At 36.4% G+C, this 16884-nt stretch carries 12 protein-coding genes; all 12 read left to right on the top strand.

Annotation, left to right across the window (positions count from 1 at the left end):
* Positions 1-200: 200 nt before the first annotated feature.
* The 12 genes from nagB to FHG64_RS09665 all read left to right on the top strand — a co-directional run bounded on the left by nagB (position 201) and on the right by FHG64_RS09665 (position 16879).
* Positions 201-2123, top strand: a complete 1923-nt coding sequence (gene nagB, locus FHG64_RS09715) for a glucosamine-6-phosphate deaminase (protein ID WP_139066217.1) — start codon at positions 201-203, stop codon at positions 2121-2123.
* A 106-nt stretch (positions 2124-2229) separates the two neighbouring features.
* Complete coding sequence (locus FHG64_RS19800) at positions 2230-3618, top strand: SusC/RagA family TonB-linked outer membrane protein (RefSeq protein ID WP_262710261.1); 1389 nt, start codon at positions 2230-2232, stop codon at positions 3616-3618.
* Positions 3600-5507, top strand: coding sequence for a SusC/RagA family TonB-linked outer membrane protein (locus FHG64_RS19795; protein WP_317133602.1), 1908 nt, complete (start codon positions 3600-3602; stop codon positions 5505-5507). Before FHG64_RS19800 ends, FHG64_RS19795 begins: the two co-directional genes overlap by 19 nt.
* 10 nt (positions 5508-5517) lie before the next feature.
* Positions 5518-6903 (top strand): RagB/SusD family nutrient uptake outer membrane protein, encoded by a 1386-nt coding sequence (locus tag FHG64_RS09705; RefSeq protein WP_139066216.1) that lies wholly within the window; start codon positions 5518-5520, stop codon positions 6901-6903.
* Between the two features lie 121 nt (positions 6904-7024).
* Complete coding sequence (locus FHG64_RS09700; protein ID WP_246054368.1) at positions 7025-7879, top strand: PIG-L deacetylase family protein; 855 nt, start codon at positions 7025-7027, stop codon at positions 7877-7879.
* 8 nt (positions 7880-7887) lie between these two features.
* Positions 7888-8781, top strand: a complete 894-nt coding sequence (locus tag FHG64_RS09695; protein WP_139066215.1) for a PIG-L deacetylase family protein — start codon at positions 7888-7890, stop codon at positions 8779-8781.
* Complete coding sequence (locus FHG64_RS09690; protein WP_139066214.1) at positions 8778-9668, top strand: PIG-L deacetylase family protein; 891 nt, start codon at positions 8778-8780, stop codon at positions 9666-9668. Before FHG64_RS09695 ends, FHG64_RS09690 begins: the two co-directional genes overlap by 4 nt.
* A gap of 22 nt (positions 9669-9690) precedes the next feature.
* Positions 9691-10962: an MFS transporter gene (locus FHG64_RS09685; protein ID WP_139066213.1), complete on the top strand. Its 1272-nt coding sequence runs from the start codon at positions 9691-9693 to the stop codon at positions 10960-10962.
* A complete protein-coding gene (locus FHG64_RS09680) occupies positions 10959-11789 on the top strand; it encodes an ROK family protein (protein WP_174760401.1) in 831 nt (276 codons plus the stop codon). The genes FHG64_RS09685 and FHG64_RS09680 overlap by 4 nt, the downstream gene beginning before the upstream one ends.
* A 16-nt stretch (positions 11790-11805) precedes the next feature.
* Positions 11806-14466 (top strand): exo-rhamnogalacturonan lyase family protein, encoded by a 2661-nt coding sequence (locus FHG64_RS09675; RefSeq protein WP_139066211.1) that lies wholly within the window; start codon positions 11806-11808, stop codon positions 14464-14466.
* 48 nt (positions 14467-14514) lie between these two features.
* Positions 14515-15990, top strand: a complete 1476-nt coding sequence (locus FHG64_RS09670; RefSeq protein WP_139066210.1) for an SLC13 family permease — start codon at positions 14515-14517, stop codon at positions 15988-15990.
* A gap of 133 nt (positions 15991-16123) precedes the next feature.
* Entirely contained in the window at positions 16124-16879 is a 756-nt protein-coding gene (locus tag FHG64_RS09665; RefSeq protein ID WP_139066209.1) for a DUF6503 family protein, read from the top strand.
* Positions 16880-16884: the final 5 nt, after the last annotated feature.

Here is a 16884-nt window from a genome sequence, read left to right as displayed (position 1 = left end):
AATAATACTTTTTTAAAGCTAAAGTCATTTTTATTTGCTAATAAATATCATAACCATAAAAAACTTTTATAAAATTTTTAAAGAAGTTAGGAATGGTTTAATATTTTTTTATACATTTAAATTCTAAGCTTAACATTTAGTTAATATTCTGTTTCAATTAAGCCAAATATAAAATTTCAAACATTAATTCCGTATACAATATGCCGGTATTAAATTTTCTTGAGGAAACACGTTATGAAAAATTGTCTGTTGAAGTTTTTCCAGACAAAATTAAGGCATCTCAAAGAGTGGCTAGAGAGATTTCCCAAATAATCATTACAAAGAATTCAATAGGAAAAAAAACAGTTCTTGGACTTGCTACTGGTGCAACTCCTCTTCCTCTATATGAAGAACTGATCCGGATGCATAATGAAGAAGGATTGAGTTTTAAAAATGTAATAACATTTAATCTTGACGAATATTTTCCAATGCAGCCTACCTCTCACCAAAGTTATGTGTCATTCATGCATAAAAACTTATTCGACCATATTGATATTAAAAGAGAAAATGTTCATATTCCGGATGGAACTCTCCAAAAAGAAAAAATAGCAGATTACTGTCGCCAATATGAAAAATTAATTGAAGAGGTAGGGGGGTTAGATTTACAGATATTAGGTATTGGTAGGACTGGTCATGTAGGTTTTAATGAACCTGGATCTGCTCCGAATTCAGGAAGCCGCCTTGTAACACTAGATGATCTTACCCGCAGAGACGCTGCCAGGGATTTTGGTGGTAAGGAAAATGTCCCCACAAAAGCAATCACTATGGGAATTGGGACTATCCTAAAAGCTCGTAAAATAATTTTAATGGCTTGGAGTGGTAAAAAATCATCAATAATAAAAAAAGCTGTTGAAGGCGAAATAAGTAGTTCAGTTCCGGCCACTTTTTTACAATATTCAAATAAAGTTAAAATAGTTTTAGACAAAGAAGCTGCATCTGAGCTTACAAGGTATGATATACCTTGGCTAGTTAAGGATTGTTTATGGAATGAGCAATTAATAAAAAAAGCGGTGATTTGGCTTTCTTCAAAAATTGAAAAACCAATTCTAAAGCTTACAGACGAAGACTATAATAACAACGGAATGGCACAGCTAGTAACTGAACAAGGACCTGCCTACAATATAAATATTCAGGTTTTCAATACGCTCCAGCACACCATAACTGGATGGCCAGGAGGAAAGCCCAATTCTGATGATTCCCAACGCCCTGAGAGAGCACTGCCGACAAAAAAACGCAGCCTAATTTTTTCTCCCCACCCCGATGATGACGTTATTTCAATGGGTGGAACACTCATAAGATTAGTAGACCAAGGACATGACGTACACATCGCCTATCAAACCTCCGGCAATACAGCAGTTTGGGATAGAGATGTTTTAAGATATATGGAGTTTGCCATAGATTTCAACAAAAGTATCGGTGAAAATACATGTGAGTTAACATCTATTTACGATAGAACACGGAAATTTTTGAGTCAAAAAAAACCGAATGAAATTGACCCTTACGAAATTCAGAATGTTAAAGCCTTTATAAGAAAATCCGAGGCTTATGCAGCGGCCAGGTATGCTGGTGTCCAAGATTCTAATATCCATTTTTTGGAATTACCTTTTTATGATAGAGGTAAGACAGTAAATAATCCCAGTAAGGAAGAAGACATACTTATTACAATGGAAATATTGCAAAAAATAAAGCCTCATCAGGTATTTACAGCTGGAGATTTTGAAGATCCACATGGAACTCATATTGTATGTTTTGAAATTGTTTTAGAAGCTCTTAAAAGACTGAATAACAAAGAAACTTGGACAAAGGATTGTTGGTTATGGTTGTACAGAGGAGCCTGGCTTGAATTTAAAACGCATGATATTGAAATGGCGGTACCGTTATCTCCTCAGGAAGTAGAGTTAAAAAGAAACGCCATTTTTCAGCACCAATCTCAGAAAGACAAACCAGTGTTCCCTGGAGATGATGAAAGAGAATTTTGGTTAAGAGCACAAGAACGAAATAGAGAAACCGCTAGGAGTTATCATGAATTAGGCTTAGCAAACTATGAAGCTATGGAAGCATTCGTTAAATGGGAATTTCATTAATTTTTTTTGGAGATCCCTCATCTCAAATATTACTACCCATTTTTCGAACTGGTACAAAATTATAATTGAAAATTTTATTCATTAAATATAACCAATAGTCCACTTTATGAAAAATCAGATTTTAACCAAGTGCAGAACTATGAACTGCAGTTTCTGTCACAAAATTTTTATTTTGTCCCTCTTTTTATTCTTTTCATCTGAGAATTTTGCCAATGTGCCTCTTGTTGAAGAATTATTCATTGAGGATAAGCCTTATTTATCTCAACAAAGAAAAATTACTGGAACAGTTACTGATGAAAATGGAATGCCTTTACCTGGGGCAACTATTCAGGTTAAAGGAACTGCAATTGGAGCCATTGCAGATTTTGATGGTAATTTTGAATTGTTATTACCAGACAATAATAATATTTTAGTTATAACCTTTGTTGGATTCGAGTCTAAGGAAATTAATGTCACCGGTGAAACTGGAGTTAATATTATTTTATTACCTGATGCAGCTGCCTTGGACGAGGTAATCGTGATGGGTTATGGGACTCTTTCCAAAAGAAGGGTGACTGGCTCAGTAGCCTCAATCTCTCCTCAGCAAATCGCGGATATTCCTGTAACAAGTGTAGAAAACGCTCTTATAGGGCAGGTAGCAGGAGTTCAGGTTCAGGAAGTTACCGGCGAACCTGGTGCAAGTCCTAATATAAGGGTTCGAGGAGCGGGGTCAATATCAGCTGGTAATGATCCACTATATGTAATAGACGGAATCCCAATCTCAAGGAATTTGACATCTGTAGGTCTGCAAGGTGAATTAGCGAGACGTGGAGGTGCATTTCAAGAACCACCGGTAAATCCATTAGCTACAATAAACCCTAGTGATATTCTTTCAATGGAGGTTTTAAAAGACGCTTCAGCCGCGGCTATATACGGATCAAGGGGAGGAAATGGTGTAATTCTTATTACAACAAGAAATGGAGCTCCTGCTGAAAAGGGAGTTTTTTCTTTTAATTCATTTTATAGCTCTCAAAAAGTTGCAAATAAAGCGGATTTAATGAATGCTGAAGAGATCATTGATTTTACTAGAGACTCAAGAAACAATGCTTATTTGCAAGATGTTCCCGGGGCTTCTCTTTCAGATCCCATTGGTCCAGGACAAAGAGGAAACGGAAACTACGAACTACCCGAATCTTTTGTTAACTGGGATGGAACAGATACGGCCTGGCAGGATCTTATCTTTAGAACAGGATCAATTCAAAGTTACCATCTTTCTTATGCTTCACCTATAGAAAACAATACAAGCTTTTATGCTTCAGGAGCATATTTTACTCAAGAAGGTATAATTCCGGAATCCAATTTCGAGCGTTATACTTTTATGTTAAACGTGGACTCTCAGCTTTCCGACAAACTCAAATTGGATTTAAAATTCGCCCCAACCGTGACGGAAAATAATCGACAACCAGCCTCTGCCCCTACTTTGCCAGACCACCTGGTATTGTATACTCCGCCCTAGTTCATTCCCCTACGGTAAGACCTTTTAATGAGGATGGCACTATAAACCAGACAAATAATCAATCACATCTTGGTGCAGGGACAACTACTGCTAGTAACCCGTTAGCAATTATTCCAGCCATAGAGGACAAACTTTTTCAATTCCAAACAAGAGCTTCATTAGGTTTGTCTTACGAAATAATTCCTAATTTAACCTTTAAAACATTTGGTGGAACTTATATAAATTTATATAACCGTGATTTTTATCGAGCAAATTCTTTACTCTACAGAGATCAAACCGAAGGTGAGTCTTATGCCCAGGCCGCATCCTCAACAGATGTCAATTGGCTGTGGGAAAATACTGTAAACTGGGTCCAGGAATATGATGATCATTTCATAAACGCTGTTGCTGGAGTTTCAGTTCAAAAGGATAATCTTACTATTAAACAACTCCAAGCAGATAATTTCCCCGATGATCTAGTAACCACATTAAGTGGAGGCCAGGTTTTTGCCGGTACTTCTGTTAAAGAACAATGGTCACTAATTTCTGCTTTACTCAGGGTAAATTATAGCTTCAGAGACAAATATCTTTTTACCGGAACTATTCGATCAGATAAATCCTCCCGATTTGGAGCAAATAATCAAACTGGTTATTTTCCTTCTTTTTCCTTAGGCTGGAGGGTTAATGAGGAAGCGTTTTTAAATAATGTTGATGCCTTATCTGAATTAAAATTCAGATTTAGCTGGGGACAAACCGGGAATTTTGAAATTCCTAACTACGGTGCTATTGGTTTGCTGTCACCATCAAACTATAACTTTAATGGAAATATCGTAAATGGTCTTCTACAATCAACAATTCCTAACCCAAATTTGACATGGGAAAAAGCCACTCAAGCAAATTTTGGTATGGAATTAGGTTTATTTAATAATAGGCTATTCCTTCTAGCGGATTATTATAAAACAATTAATACAGATTTATTGTTAAATGTGAGCATTCCTTCTGTTTCTGGCTTTGAAACAACTCTTCAGAACATAGGAGAAGTTGAGAATAAAGGATTTGAAATTGCTTTAATAACCCGTAATCTCGTAGGTGAATTTCAATGGGATACTAATTTTAATTTTTCTACTAATAAGAACGAAGTTATTTCATTAGGAAATAATAATGAGCCTATTTATTCTTCCGGAAGTGCAGGAGTTAGGCATGTAACCCGTGTAGGTGATCCAATTGGAAGTTACTTCGGGTACGTAGTAGAAGGTATTTATCAATCTGAAGAAGATATTGCAAATTCTCCAAACGATACGCAAGCCCCAAATCCGGCTCCGGGTGATTTGAAGTTTAAAGATATAAACGGTGATGGTGTTATCACACCCGATGACAGAACAGTTACTGGTAGCTATTTTCCCGATTTTACTTGGGGTTTAACGAATACTTTTAGGTACAAAGGCTTTGATTTAAATGTTCTAATTCAAGGAGTAGAAGGGAATGAAATTCTAAATTTAACTTCAAGACACCTAAAAAACGGGGAAGGTAATTTTAATTCATATGCAATTTTTAATGACAGATGGAGATCACCTTCTGACCCAGGGAATGGGAATATTCCTAGAGCTGACCGTTTAACCGGTAACCATGGGAATAACAACCGGCCATCCTCATTTCAAGTAGAAGATGGATCTTTTATCCGCTTACGGAATGTTACATTAGGTTACACCCTACCAGAAACCTTTTTAGGAAACTCCTTTAATAAGGCCCGGATTTATTTAACCGGAACGAACCTCCTTACTATAACAGATTATTTAGGTTACAATCCTGAAGTAAGTAGTATTTCAATAAACAGTCTTACACCTGGTGAAGATTATGGAGCATATCCATTGACAACATCAATAACATTAGGTGTTAATTTAAACTTCTAACAAAAAAAATATGAAAAATATTAATATACTTTTCCTTTTAGGAATTCTTTTAGTTTCCTGTGAAGATTTTACAGAGCTAGCGCCCATTTCTAATAGAAATGAAGCTGAATTTTATCGTAATGCAGATGATTTCAATGTTGCTATAAATGCAAGCTATTCTGGGCTACAGGATAATGGTGTTTACGGTAGAGCTTATTGGACTATGTTCGAAATGAGATCTGAAAACACCGACCAAGGACCCGATGCTACTGGTTTGGCAAGACAATATACTGAAATTAATAATTTCACAGAAGATCCTTTAAATGAAACAGTTACTTCCGCTTGGGTAAACTCTTATAAGGTAATTGCCAATTCCAATGTCATCCTGAATAGGATTGAATCTGTTGAAATGGATAATTCTGTAAAAGAAAGAATTACAGGAGAAGCAATCTTCTTAAGATCTTTAATGTATTACCATTTAGCTGTTGCTTATGGAAATATACCCTTGCAATTAACACCATTTAACCCCGGAGATGAATTAGAACAAGTAAATGCTGACATCGTTTATTCTCAACTTATTACCGATCTGGAAAGGGCGGAAAATTTACTCCCGATTTCTTATCCGTCTTCAGAAAAAGGCCGAGCCACAAAAGGAGCTGCCGCTACTTTGTTAGCGAAAATTTTATTAACTGTAGACCAAAACAGTTCCGCGGAAGAAGTTTTAAGGCGGATTATTAATAATTATAATTATACGTTATTAGATAATTATGCAGATTTATGGGGCCCTCAGAATGAAAACAATGATGAATCAATTTTTGAAGTTCAATTTGTTAGTGGAGGTATTGGACAAGGAAGTTCTTTCACGAATGATTTTTCCCCTAGTGCCTTTTTACAAACTGGATCCGGTTTTGGGCGTAATAGGCCAACACCGGCAATAGTAAATTCGTTTGATCCCCAGGATGAAAGATTTCAGGTGTCTCTTGGCACTTCATATGAAAATGCCCAGGGAGAGACTGTAATGGCGAATTATATTCGTAAATACGAAAGTGATCCCCCTACCGAAAATGATTCAGATGTAAATTTTGTTGTTTTCAGATATGCTGATGTATTACTTATGCTTGCTGAAGCAATTGGAGAGTCTACCGAAAGTTATAATTTGATAAACCAGATAAGACAAAGAGCAGGTCTGGAGGGAATAGATGAAACTACTCCTGGTAGTTTCGAAGAAAAATTACTAAAGGAAAGACAACTGGAATTGGCTTTTGAAAATCACCGGTGGCCAGATTTGAGAAGATTTGGCTTTGAAAGAGAGGTTTTTGAAACAGCCGAACCTGTGGTTGATCCTTCTGACGTAAGGGAATTATTTTTCATTCCACAACGTGAAATGGACATAAATCCTAATTTCGTTCAAAATTAAATTCTAATTAGCCATATCACATCAGGACTTGTAACAAGTCCTGATGTGATATTTATTTTAATATTTAAGAAATATGAAAAAGCAATTTTTAAATATAATGGCAGGTACTTTTGTTTTTCTGATGGCAGTTAATGCAAAGGCACAACAAAAACCTGATCAACCCCTGAATATAATTGTTATTGGGGCCCACCCTGATGATGCTGATAACAAATTTGGAGGTACCGCTGTTCTATTTGCAGAAATGGGACATAATGTGAAATTTGTTTCTGTCACTAATGGCGATGCAGGGCATTATAATAAAGGTGGCGGAGCTCTGGCCAGGATTAGACGTAAAGAAGCAGAAAATTCAGCTAAAAAGCTCGGTATTAAGGAATATAAGGTCCTGGATAACCATGATGGGGAGCTATTACCAACACTTGATGTACGTCATCAACTAATTAGAGAAATACGAAACTGGAATTCAGATATTGTATTATCCCCCAGACCTGCAGATTACCACCCAGATCACAGATATACTGGAATATTGGTTCAAGATGCGGCTTACCTGGTAATAGTCCCTAATGTGACACCAGATACAGAGCCGCTTGAAAAAAACCCCGTATTCCTTTATTTGGAAGATCATTTTCAGAAACCATACCCTTTTCAACCAGATATTACAGTGGACATAACAAAGGTATTTGAGAAAAAACTTGATGGATTAGGTGCTCATCAATCCCAAATGTATGAATGGCTGCCTTGGACAGGAGGTAAATTAGAGGAGGTACCTCAACAAGAAGATAAAAGACGAGAATTTTTAGCTAAAAACTGGTCAGGGAGTATAACTCCTGCCGAGCGTGAGTCACTAAAAAAGTGGTACGGAGAAGAACATGCTACAAATGTTAAATATGCTGAATCTTTTGAAATTTGTGAATACGGTAGACGCCCTTCTACAGAAGAAATAAGAAATCTCTTCCCGATGTTAAGTAAGAAATTATAACTTATTATATGAAGAATTTTCTAATTCTATTTTTCCTGGCCAGTTTTGGAATATCCACTTATGGACAGAACAGTTTTGAGGAACCTTTGAGAATTATAGCTATAGGCGCTCATCCAGATGACACCGATCAACAAATGGGTGGTACAGCTGCTTTATTTGCTAAAATGGGTCACAAGGTAAAGTTCGTTTCTGTGACCAACGGCGATGCAGGTCATTTCAATAAAGGAGGTGGGCACCTGACTAAAATAAGAAGAGCCGAAGCCAAAGAGGCTGCAAAAAGACTTGGGATAGAAACTTATACCGTTCTGGACAACCACGACGGGGAATTATTACCCACTCTAGATATAAGACATCAGATTATTAGAGAAATTCGCAACTGGAATGCAGATATCGTTATAACTCACAGACCAGTTGACTATCATCCAGATCATCGTAATACTGGAATTTTGGTGCAGGATGCAGCATATCTGGTTATTGTCCCCAACATAACTCCGAACACGAAACCTTTAGAAAAAAATCCAGTGTTTCTGTACCTAGAAGATGACTTTGAAAAGCCATATCCTTTCCAGCCTGACATCGCAGTTGACATCACTTCGGTATTTGATTTAAAAATGGATGCGCACGATGCCCATACTTCTCAAATGTACGAATGGCTACCTTGGGTAGATAAGGAGCTTTCAGAAGTTCCGGAGAACATTAAAGAAAGAAAGGAGTGGCTTACAGACAGATGGACATTAGACATATCCTCTCAAGTCCGAAAGGCATTAAAAAAATGGTATGGGGAAGATAGGGGCGAAGAAATAAAATATGCCGAAGCTTTTGAAATATGCGAATATGGAAAACAACCAACTGAAGCAGAAATTTTAAGATTATTTCCAATGCTTAACAATAAAAAACAATGAAGAAAATCATACTATTAGCCGCCCTGCTAACCTTTGGAGTAACTATGAGCGCGCAAGAAAACGAAAAGAAAGTTTTAAATATCATCGCCATTGGTGCTCATCCAGATGACTGTGATTTTAAATTTGGGGGAACGGCCGCCTTATTTGCCAAAATGGGACACAAGGTCAAATTTCTGGCTCTTACAAACGGCGATGCCGGACACCAGAACATGGGGGGAGGTATTTTAGGTAAAAGACGCAGGGCAGAAGCAAAGCGTGCAGGTGAGATCCTGGGAATAGAATATGAGGTTCTTGATAATCACGACGGAGAGCTGATTCCTAACCTTCAGGTTAGACAGCAAGTAATAAGAAAAATAAGGGAATGGGATGCTGATATTGTATTAGGCCTACGCCCAAATGATTATCACCCGGACCATAGAAATGCAGGAATTGCTGTTCAGGATGCAGCATATCTGGTGATCGTCCCTAACGTAACACCAGACACTCCTCCTCTGGAAAAAAATCCTGTGTTTCTATATATGAACGATAACTTTCAAAAGCCAAATCCCTTTTCCAAAGATATAGCCATAGTCATAGATAATGTTTATGATCAAAAAATGGAGGCGCTGGCTGCCCATGAATCCCAGATGTTTGAATGGGGGCCATGGACAAACAAAATTCCAGAGTCTGAAATCCCTGAAGGAAAAGAAGAGAGGCTTACCTGGTTAAAAAATAATCGTTCTCCTAAAGCTTACAACGAATCAGAGGCAGCGGCAATAAATAAATGGTACCCAGGTATAAAAACCTCTGATGTTAGCCACGTAGAATTTTTGGAAATCTGTGAATATGGCAAACAGCCGACTGAAAAGGAGATTAAAGAATTGTTCCCAATGTTGGGAAAATTGTAAGCGAATTCTAACAAGAAAATTAATGAATAAAGTAAGCACCTCCCCTAAATATTATCACATTGTAGTACTGGTTATCGTGATATTCTTTGTAATATCCTTTATAACAAACATTCTCAATTCTATTATTGCAGATGTTAAAGAAAGTTTTGATCTAAGCCTAACTTTAACCGGGTTTTTACCATTTTCTTTTTTTATTGCCTATGGAGTGATGTCCATACCGGCCGGATTTCTTGCTGAAAAGTATAGCAATAAGATATTACTGTCTGCAGCATTTCTATTGATGGCGGTTACCTCTTTGAGTTTCGTTATATTTCCAGGGTATCTGGTCTTTTCTCTAACACTTTTTGTTTTAGGATGCTGTATGGCTGTACTACAAGTAATTATAAACCCTATGTTGCGAGTGGCAGGAGGTGAGGAACATTTTGCATTCAATTCTGTATTAGCACAACTTTTCTTCGGGTTAGCCTCTTTTGCAAGTCCTTTCCTTTACAAATATTTGGTCAATACCTCTGCTACGAACGTTGATAATACGGCAGCTTTATTAAGAAGCTTTGTGCCGGTGAACTTGCCTTGGGTAGCTCTCTATATCGTTTTTGCTGCAATTTCTTTGTGCTTATTGGTTATAGTATTAGTAACAAAATATCCAATTTTCATAAAAAATGAAGATGAACGGGCTGGGTCTTTTGATTCCTATCTGCAACTTTTAAAAAGCCGATGGGTACTGCTTTACTTTCTAGGTATCTTTTGTTATGTTGGCACCGAGCAGGGTGTCGGAAACTGGATCTCTCAGTTCTTATTGCAATATCACGATCTGGATCCAAGAACTGTAGGAGCTAATACAGTTGCATATTTTTGGGCAATGTTAACAGCAGGCTGTCTGCTCGGTCTCCTCCTTTTAAAATTTATGGATAGTAGGAAAGTATTAATTTTAGCTACTGTGATTACAATTCTAAGCCTAATAGCGGCCCTGACTGGCACAGCTAATATTGCACTCATTGCGTTTCCTCTAATTGGCTTTTTTATTTCTGTAATGTGGTCAATTATATTTTCTCTTGCCCTGAATTCAACCGCAAGTAATCATGGAGCATTATCGGGTATTCTGTGTACGGGTATTGCCGGGGGGGCAATCTTTCCATTTATTGTTGGATCAATTGGTGAAATTACGAGCCTCAAAACCGGGTTGTTTTTTCTAATTCTACCACTCATTTTTATCCTAACTATAGGTTTTTGGTCCAAACCTATCGTTAACAATAAAGTCTTCAGCTTTAAAAAACAAACAAAAACATTAGTATGAAAGTGATTGGGGTTGATATTGGAGGCTCAAATTTAAAAGCAGGAAGAGTTTCAAAAGGTATAATAGAGAAAAAATCATTAGTTCCTGTTAGGAAAGAAGCCTCTTCAAAACGAATATTGGAGGATCTGTATGATTGTATAGAGAGTGTTATAAACAAGGATTCAGAAAGCATTGGCATAGGAGTTCCTGGGGTTGTAGATCCGGTAACAGGGGTTGTTTATGATGTTCAGAACATTCCTTCCTGGAAAAAGATAGAATTGAAAGACCTTATGGAAGAGCGTTATAATTTACCGGTTTTTATTAATAACGATGCTAACTGTTTCGCCATGGGAGAAAAAATTTATGGAAAAGGCCGTAATTATAAAGACTTTATAGGCTTATCCCTTGGAACTGGCATAGGAATGGGAATTATTATTAATGAAAAATTGTACAGCGGGGTTCTTTGTGGGGCTGGTGAAATTGGCATGGTGACCTACAAGAATAGTATAATAGAGGATTATGCAGGCAGTTTTTTCTTTACCAACAATTACGGAATAAACTCTAAGGACCTTTTTTTTTCCGCCTCAAAAGGAGATTTATTTGCCATCCAAGCATTTAATGAATATGGTGCTCATCTTGGTGAGGTCATTAAAAATATACTTTATTTATATGCACCGGAAGCCATAGTCATTGGGGGTTCAATAAGTAAGGCTTATAATTACTTTCAAAAATCTTTGGAATTTTCACTCGAATCTTTTGCCTACCAAAAACAACTTGAAAATTTCAACATTAAAATATCAAATAAACCAGGATCTGCAATATTAGGAGCGGCATCCTTATGTTTTTAAAATTAAATTCAGAAAAATGAAGAATCTAATAATCATGATTGTTGCACTTCTGTGTGCAACTACTAATTTTGCGAAAAATATAAAACAATTACCTATAACAGTTGAAAATAATGTAAAAGGAGCCCCAATTACTATGGGAATTCCCTTTCCTCTAGGAGAATTATATTCAGTTGATAACATTCGGCTATTAAACAATCAAGGAAAAGAAATTCCCATTCAAACCACAGAAGTAACTACATGGTTACCGGCAGATGAAAGTGTAAAATGGATTTGGGTTTTCTTTTTCTCCGAAGAGTCTGCAAATTATACACTGGAGTATGGAGAGGGTATTTTACCCTCCAGGGTTTCCAATGGTATTATTTCCACCAACAACATGAGACCACAGGGCGGAATAACTGTCAATACAGGACCGCTTAAATTTTCGATTAATAAACAAGGTAATGGTTTTCTTGATAAGGTCTATTTAGATCAAAACGATGATGGAATTTTTGATGCTAATGAAATCATTGCATCAGCCCCAGACAAAAGAAGAGGGACGTTTTTGGATATTCTGGATGATAATGGGTTAGATATGTCAAAGGCTGTCATTCACGAGGTGTTTAGGGAAAAAGGGTCGGGTCCATTGCACACAATCTTTCGGATCGAAGGGACGTATGTCTATGAAAATGCCAATAACCCATCTCCATTTGAAATTCGTGTTCATGCTTATGCAGGAAAATCTTTTATTAGGGTGTTACACACCATTACCTATACCGGGAATCCTGACAAACATAAAAACCGGGAGGGAGATCATGCGAATATTGCAACGCAGAATAATATTATACTTTCTGAGGAAACTATGAACGATCCCGGATGGACTCAGCCCGATGACCAAATAGCAGGTTCAGGAATAACTTTCAACTACCACTTAGCTAATGACGTAAAGTTTATTACTTCCACTCATGAGGGTGATTGGTATAATAAAGCCTCTTCTAGCCTGTTTACACTTGATGATCCCGGAAATCAGAAAGTTGGTGTTTTACAAACGGGGCCTAAACAAAACAATCCGGAAAAAACTTCCTCCCCTACAAAAAGAATAGAAGGATTTAAATCTGAAATATATCGGGGGGGCCAATCTCTAAAAGATACACAAAGATCTAACGGATGGGTGGATATTTCAGATTTTTCAAAGGGCATAAGCCTTGGGATTAAAAATTTTTTCCAGGAGTATCCTAAGGAAATTCAAGTTGATCTTAAAACCAATTCATTAAATGGATATATCTGGCCTCCGGAAGTTGAGCCAATGAATTTTGCAAGAAAACATACGGAAAAGGATGGTGGGATGTTAGGAAATTTTGCGCAGGGAATCACGAAAACTACCGAATTCATATATTATTTTCATCAAGGATCTGATGCTGAAGAGATCGAAGCCATCATGGACTATTCGTTAAATTCTCCTGTGGCACATGCCGCGCCGGAATGGTACGCCGAATCAAAGGTTTATGGTAATATGGCTGCATACTCTTCAGCACATCAGGAATTTGAAAATGCATTACAATATAAATACGATTGGTGGTCTTTCAATCAGGATTGGGAGCCATGGTACGGGATGTTTGATTATGGAGATGGCAAGAACTATTATATTGCAGGAGAATGGCACCAGTGGAATAATAATGAACCCACTGTTGATTTTCAATTTTGGACCAACTTTATGAGAACAGGTAATCCAAAATATTATTATTTGGCAGAAGCAATGAGCAATCATACCATGGATGTTGATAATGTACACTGGCCAAGAAAGAGAACTTATTTAGGTCAAATAAATGATGCCATAGATTTCTGGAACTATGAGGATGAACCTGAATCAACACCTTACTTAGGTATAGGAAGAAGGCATGCGGAAGAGCATTGGTATTCTTTGCTAAGTGCACATGTATGGATTCAGGGTTGGATCGCTTCTTATTATTTAAGTGGAAATCACCGAGCTCTAGATGTAGCTAAAATGACTGGAGATACATATTTGAAACGTATTTGGGGAGATCACGATCTAAGGGGAAGAAGACTTTATCTTTCAGTTTTAAACCTTGTAGAATTATTTGATGCTACAAAATCAATGAAGTATGGAACAGAGTTAGATAAAAGAGTAGAAACAATGCTGGAGTTGCAAAAAGAACAGGGAGGCAACATCCTCATCGACAGGTATGGTTATAGCCAAACCTACGTTGCTCAAGGCCTGTATAAGTATTACCAGTTAACGGGTGATACCAGGATTAAAAAAGTTCTTGTAGACCACGCACGATGGGTTCTTAATGTGCCACCGTATAACCATGAGATGGAATCTTATTTAGCTACTATTCATCCACTATTGCTAGGTTATGAGTTTAGCGGTAATAAAATTTATCTAGAAGAAGCTTTAGAAAGAGCAGAGGTCCTAAAAGTTTCCAAGCTTTCAAAAAACAGTAGCGAATTTGAAAACCAGAAAGTGTACAGCGAAGCATTACTGGAGATTTCCAATTTACCAGAGAGCCAAGAGAATCCCCGGTTTACAAACTGGGAAATGAACCAAGGATTAAGAGTGTTCGGTTGGACCCATGCCTTCAATATTCCATACTTGCTTTACTGGCTTGAAAAAGAAAATTTAAAAACAGGTGACAATGTAGAAAATACGGAGACAAATAATTATAATGGAGCAAATTAGAAAAATAATCCCGCACTTTATCGAATTATCAAATTTTGAGAACGAAAAATGTCTTTAAACCAAAAAAACTTCTTCATTTTATTAGGTCCGGTTATATTTATAATTTTACAATTAAAAACTCCTGAAGCAATCCCACCAGCAGCTTATGATATGTTATGTATCACATTATGGATGGCAGTTTGGTGGGTTACAGAAGCTGTTTCGATAAGCGTGACGGCACTTTTACCAATTGTCCTTTTTCCCCTTACCGGAGCAGTTGATCTCTCAACAACAACCGCTGCATATGGAAATAAATATATTTTCTTATTCATGGGGGGATTTTTACTCGCAATTGCCATTCAAAAGTGGAATTTACACAAAAGAATTGCTCTTAACATTATTAGCTTGATTGGCACCAATATTTATAGGATTATATTGGGCTTTATGGTAGCAACAGCTTTCTTATCAATGTGGATTTCAAATACTGCAACGGTAGTGATGTTATTTCCTATGGGACTTTCTATTATTGCTTTAATGGAAGATAATCCTTCAACAACTGAGAACGAAACACAACGATTTGGAAAGGCACTTATGCTAGGCATGGCTTATGCTGCTTCTATTGGAGGTGTGGCTACCTTAATAGGTACACCTCCAAATTTAATTTTTGCAGGCTTTTTAAATGAGACTTATGGAATTGAAATAACCTTTTGGCAATGGTTCAAATTTGGATTTCCAATTTCTTTTATTTTATTGGGAATAGCTTGGATTTATTTAACTCGATATGCTTTTAAATTTAAGCGAAAAGGTTTTGCTGGAGGAAGAAAGGAAGTTAATGCCTTACTTGCTGAATTAGGACCTCTTAAAAAAGAAGAAAAATTAGTTTTGGTTGTTTTTACCTTAACTGCCTTTTTTTGGATTACGCGTTCTTTTATTTTTGTGCAGTTCTTTCCGGCCTTGGATGATACTATAATTGCAATGACTTTTGGAATTTTATTATTTACAATACCAGCAAATAATACTGGGGAAAGACTTATAGATTGGGAAGATGCAGTAAAACTACCTTGGGGAATAATAATATTATTTGGAGGGGGAATGGCACTGGCTGCAGGTTTTCAACATACGGGCTTAGCCGAATGGTTTGGCACTCAAATTTCTCTATTCCGCGACTTATCTTTATTTATACTGATTTTAATAATTGTGGCGGCAGTTAACTTTTTAACAGAGGTAACATCAAATACGGCCTCTACAGCAATGTTGTTGCCTATAATTGCTCCTATTGCCATTGCCTTAGGCATACATCCATTTATACTTTTGGTAGCAACCACTACGGCGGCATCCTGTGCCTTTATGCTACCCGTAGCCACGCCTCCTAATGCTGTTGTATTTGGTTGTAAATACTTAACCATTCCTAATATGGTAAAATCTGGTATCTTTATGAATCTAATTTCTATTATTCTCATTAGCCTAATTATTTATTTTTTGTTACCCTACCTTTGGAATTTTGATCCATTGATGGAGAATGGTAAAAATTTTATCCCAAAGTAAATTTGGATAATTGACAATTTAAATTCCTTATAAAACCGGTAATATCTTAATAATTGGATACCATTTTAAAATAAGGTTTTATTTTCTTCCTCTAGTTAGTAGTTACTCTTTCTTATATTTAATCATTAAATTAATGAAGTTTATAAATTTTATCTTAATAGTTTTCCTTTTGGTTTCCTGTGATAAATCAGAAAATCAATTTAATACCAATCGCATTATTCATAAGACAATTAAAGTCGCGGGAGGTGATTTATACGAAAAGGCCACTATAAATTTTATATTTAGAGGCGAAAAATATAAAAGTAGCAGAAATATTGGGAATTTTTATTATGATAGAATAGTATTAGATACTGCTGGAGTAAAAATGCAGGATATTATTACTAACAAAGGTTTCCAAAGATACAAAGATGGTAAAAATGTGACGGTCCAGGATTCTATTAAACAAATCTATAAAAATGCCTTAAATTCAGTGCATTACTTTGTTTTATTGCCATATGGTTTGCATTCCGAAGCGGTAGACAAGGAATTAATTGGAATGGATAGTATTGGTAACGATGAATATTATGAAATTAAAGTAACCTTTAATCAAAATGGAGTTGAAATGGAGCACGAAGACGAATATGTATACTGGATTAATTCCGAAAGCTATAAAGTTGACTATATAGCGTATAAATTTAAAACAAATGGCGGTGGAATTCGCTTTAGAAAAGCCTTTAATGAAAGGTATATAGGAGGAATAAGATTTGTAGATTATAAAAATTACAAATTTGAAAAATTATCTACTCCTCTAAAATTATTGGATTCTCTTTATACGAATGGAGAGCTTTCTCATGTTTCCACAATTAAGTCTGAAGATGTTAAGGTGAAGATAGAGAAACCGGATAGGTAAAATTT

The sequence above is a fragment of the Antarcticibacterium flavum genome, assembly GCF_006159205.1.
GTDB classification, from domain to species: Bacteria; Bacteroidota; Bacteroidia; order Flavobacteriales; family Flavobacteriaceae; genus Gillisia; species Gillisia flava.
Note: the sequence above shows the minus strand (reverse complement) of the source record. Positions and strands in the feature narration are given on the sequence as shown.

Bases quoted from the DNA above. Each gene is read 5' to 3' on its own strand.
- nagB (WP_139066217.1), top strand. From the start codon at position 201: ATGCCGGTATTAAATTTTCTTGAGGAAACACGTTATGAAAAATTGTCT.
- FHG64_RS19800 (WP_262710261.1), top strand. From the start codon at position 2,230: ATGAAAAATCAGATTTTAACCAAGTGCAGAACTATGAACTGCAGTTTC.
- FHG64_RS09705 (WP_139066216.1), top strand. From the start codon at position 5,518: ATGAAAAATATTAATATACTTTTCCTTTTAGGAATTCTTTTAGTTTCC.
- FHG64_RS09700 (WP_246054368.1), top strand. From the start codon at position 7,025: ATGGCAGTTAATGCAAAGGCACAACAAAAACCTGATCAACCCCTGAAT.
- FHG64_RS09695 (WP_139066215.1), top strand. From the start codon at position 7,888: ATGAAGAATTTTCTAATTCTATTTTTCCTGGCCAGTTTTGGAATATCC.
- FHG64_RS09690 (WP_139066214.1), top strand. From the start codon at position 8,778: ATGAAGAAAATCATACTATTAGCCGCCCTGCTAACCTTTGGAGTAACT.
- FHG64_RS09685 (WP_139066213.1), top strand. From the start codon at position 9,691: ATGAATAAAGTAAGCACCTCCCCTAAATATTATCACATTGTAGTACTG.
- FHG64_RS09680 (WP_174760401.1), top strand. From the start codon at position 10,959: ATGAAAGTGATTGGGGTTGATATTGGAGGCTCAAATTTAAAAGCAGGA.
- FHG64_RS09675 (WP_139066211.1), top strand. From the start codon at position 11,806: ATGAAGAATCTAATAATCATGATTGTTGCACTTCTGTGTGCAACTACT.
- FHG64_RS09670 (WP_139066210.1), top strand. From the start codon at position 14,515: ATGTCTTTAAACCAAAAAAACTTCTTCATTTTATTAGGTCCGGTTATA.
- FHG64_RS09665 (WP_139066209.1), top strand. From the start codon at position 16,124: ATGAAGTTTATAAATTTTATCTTAATAGTTTTCCTTTTGGTTTCCTGT.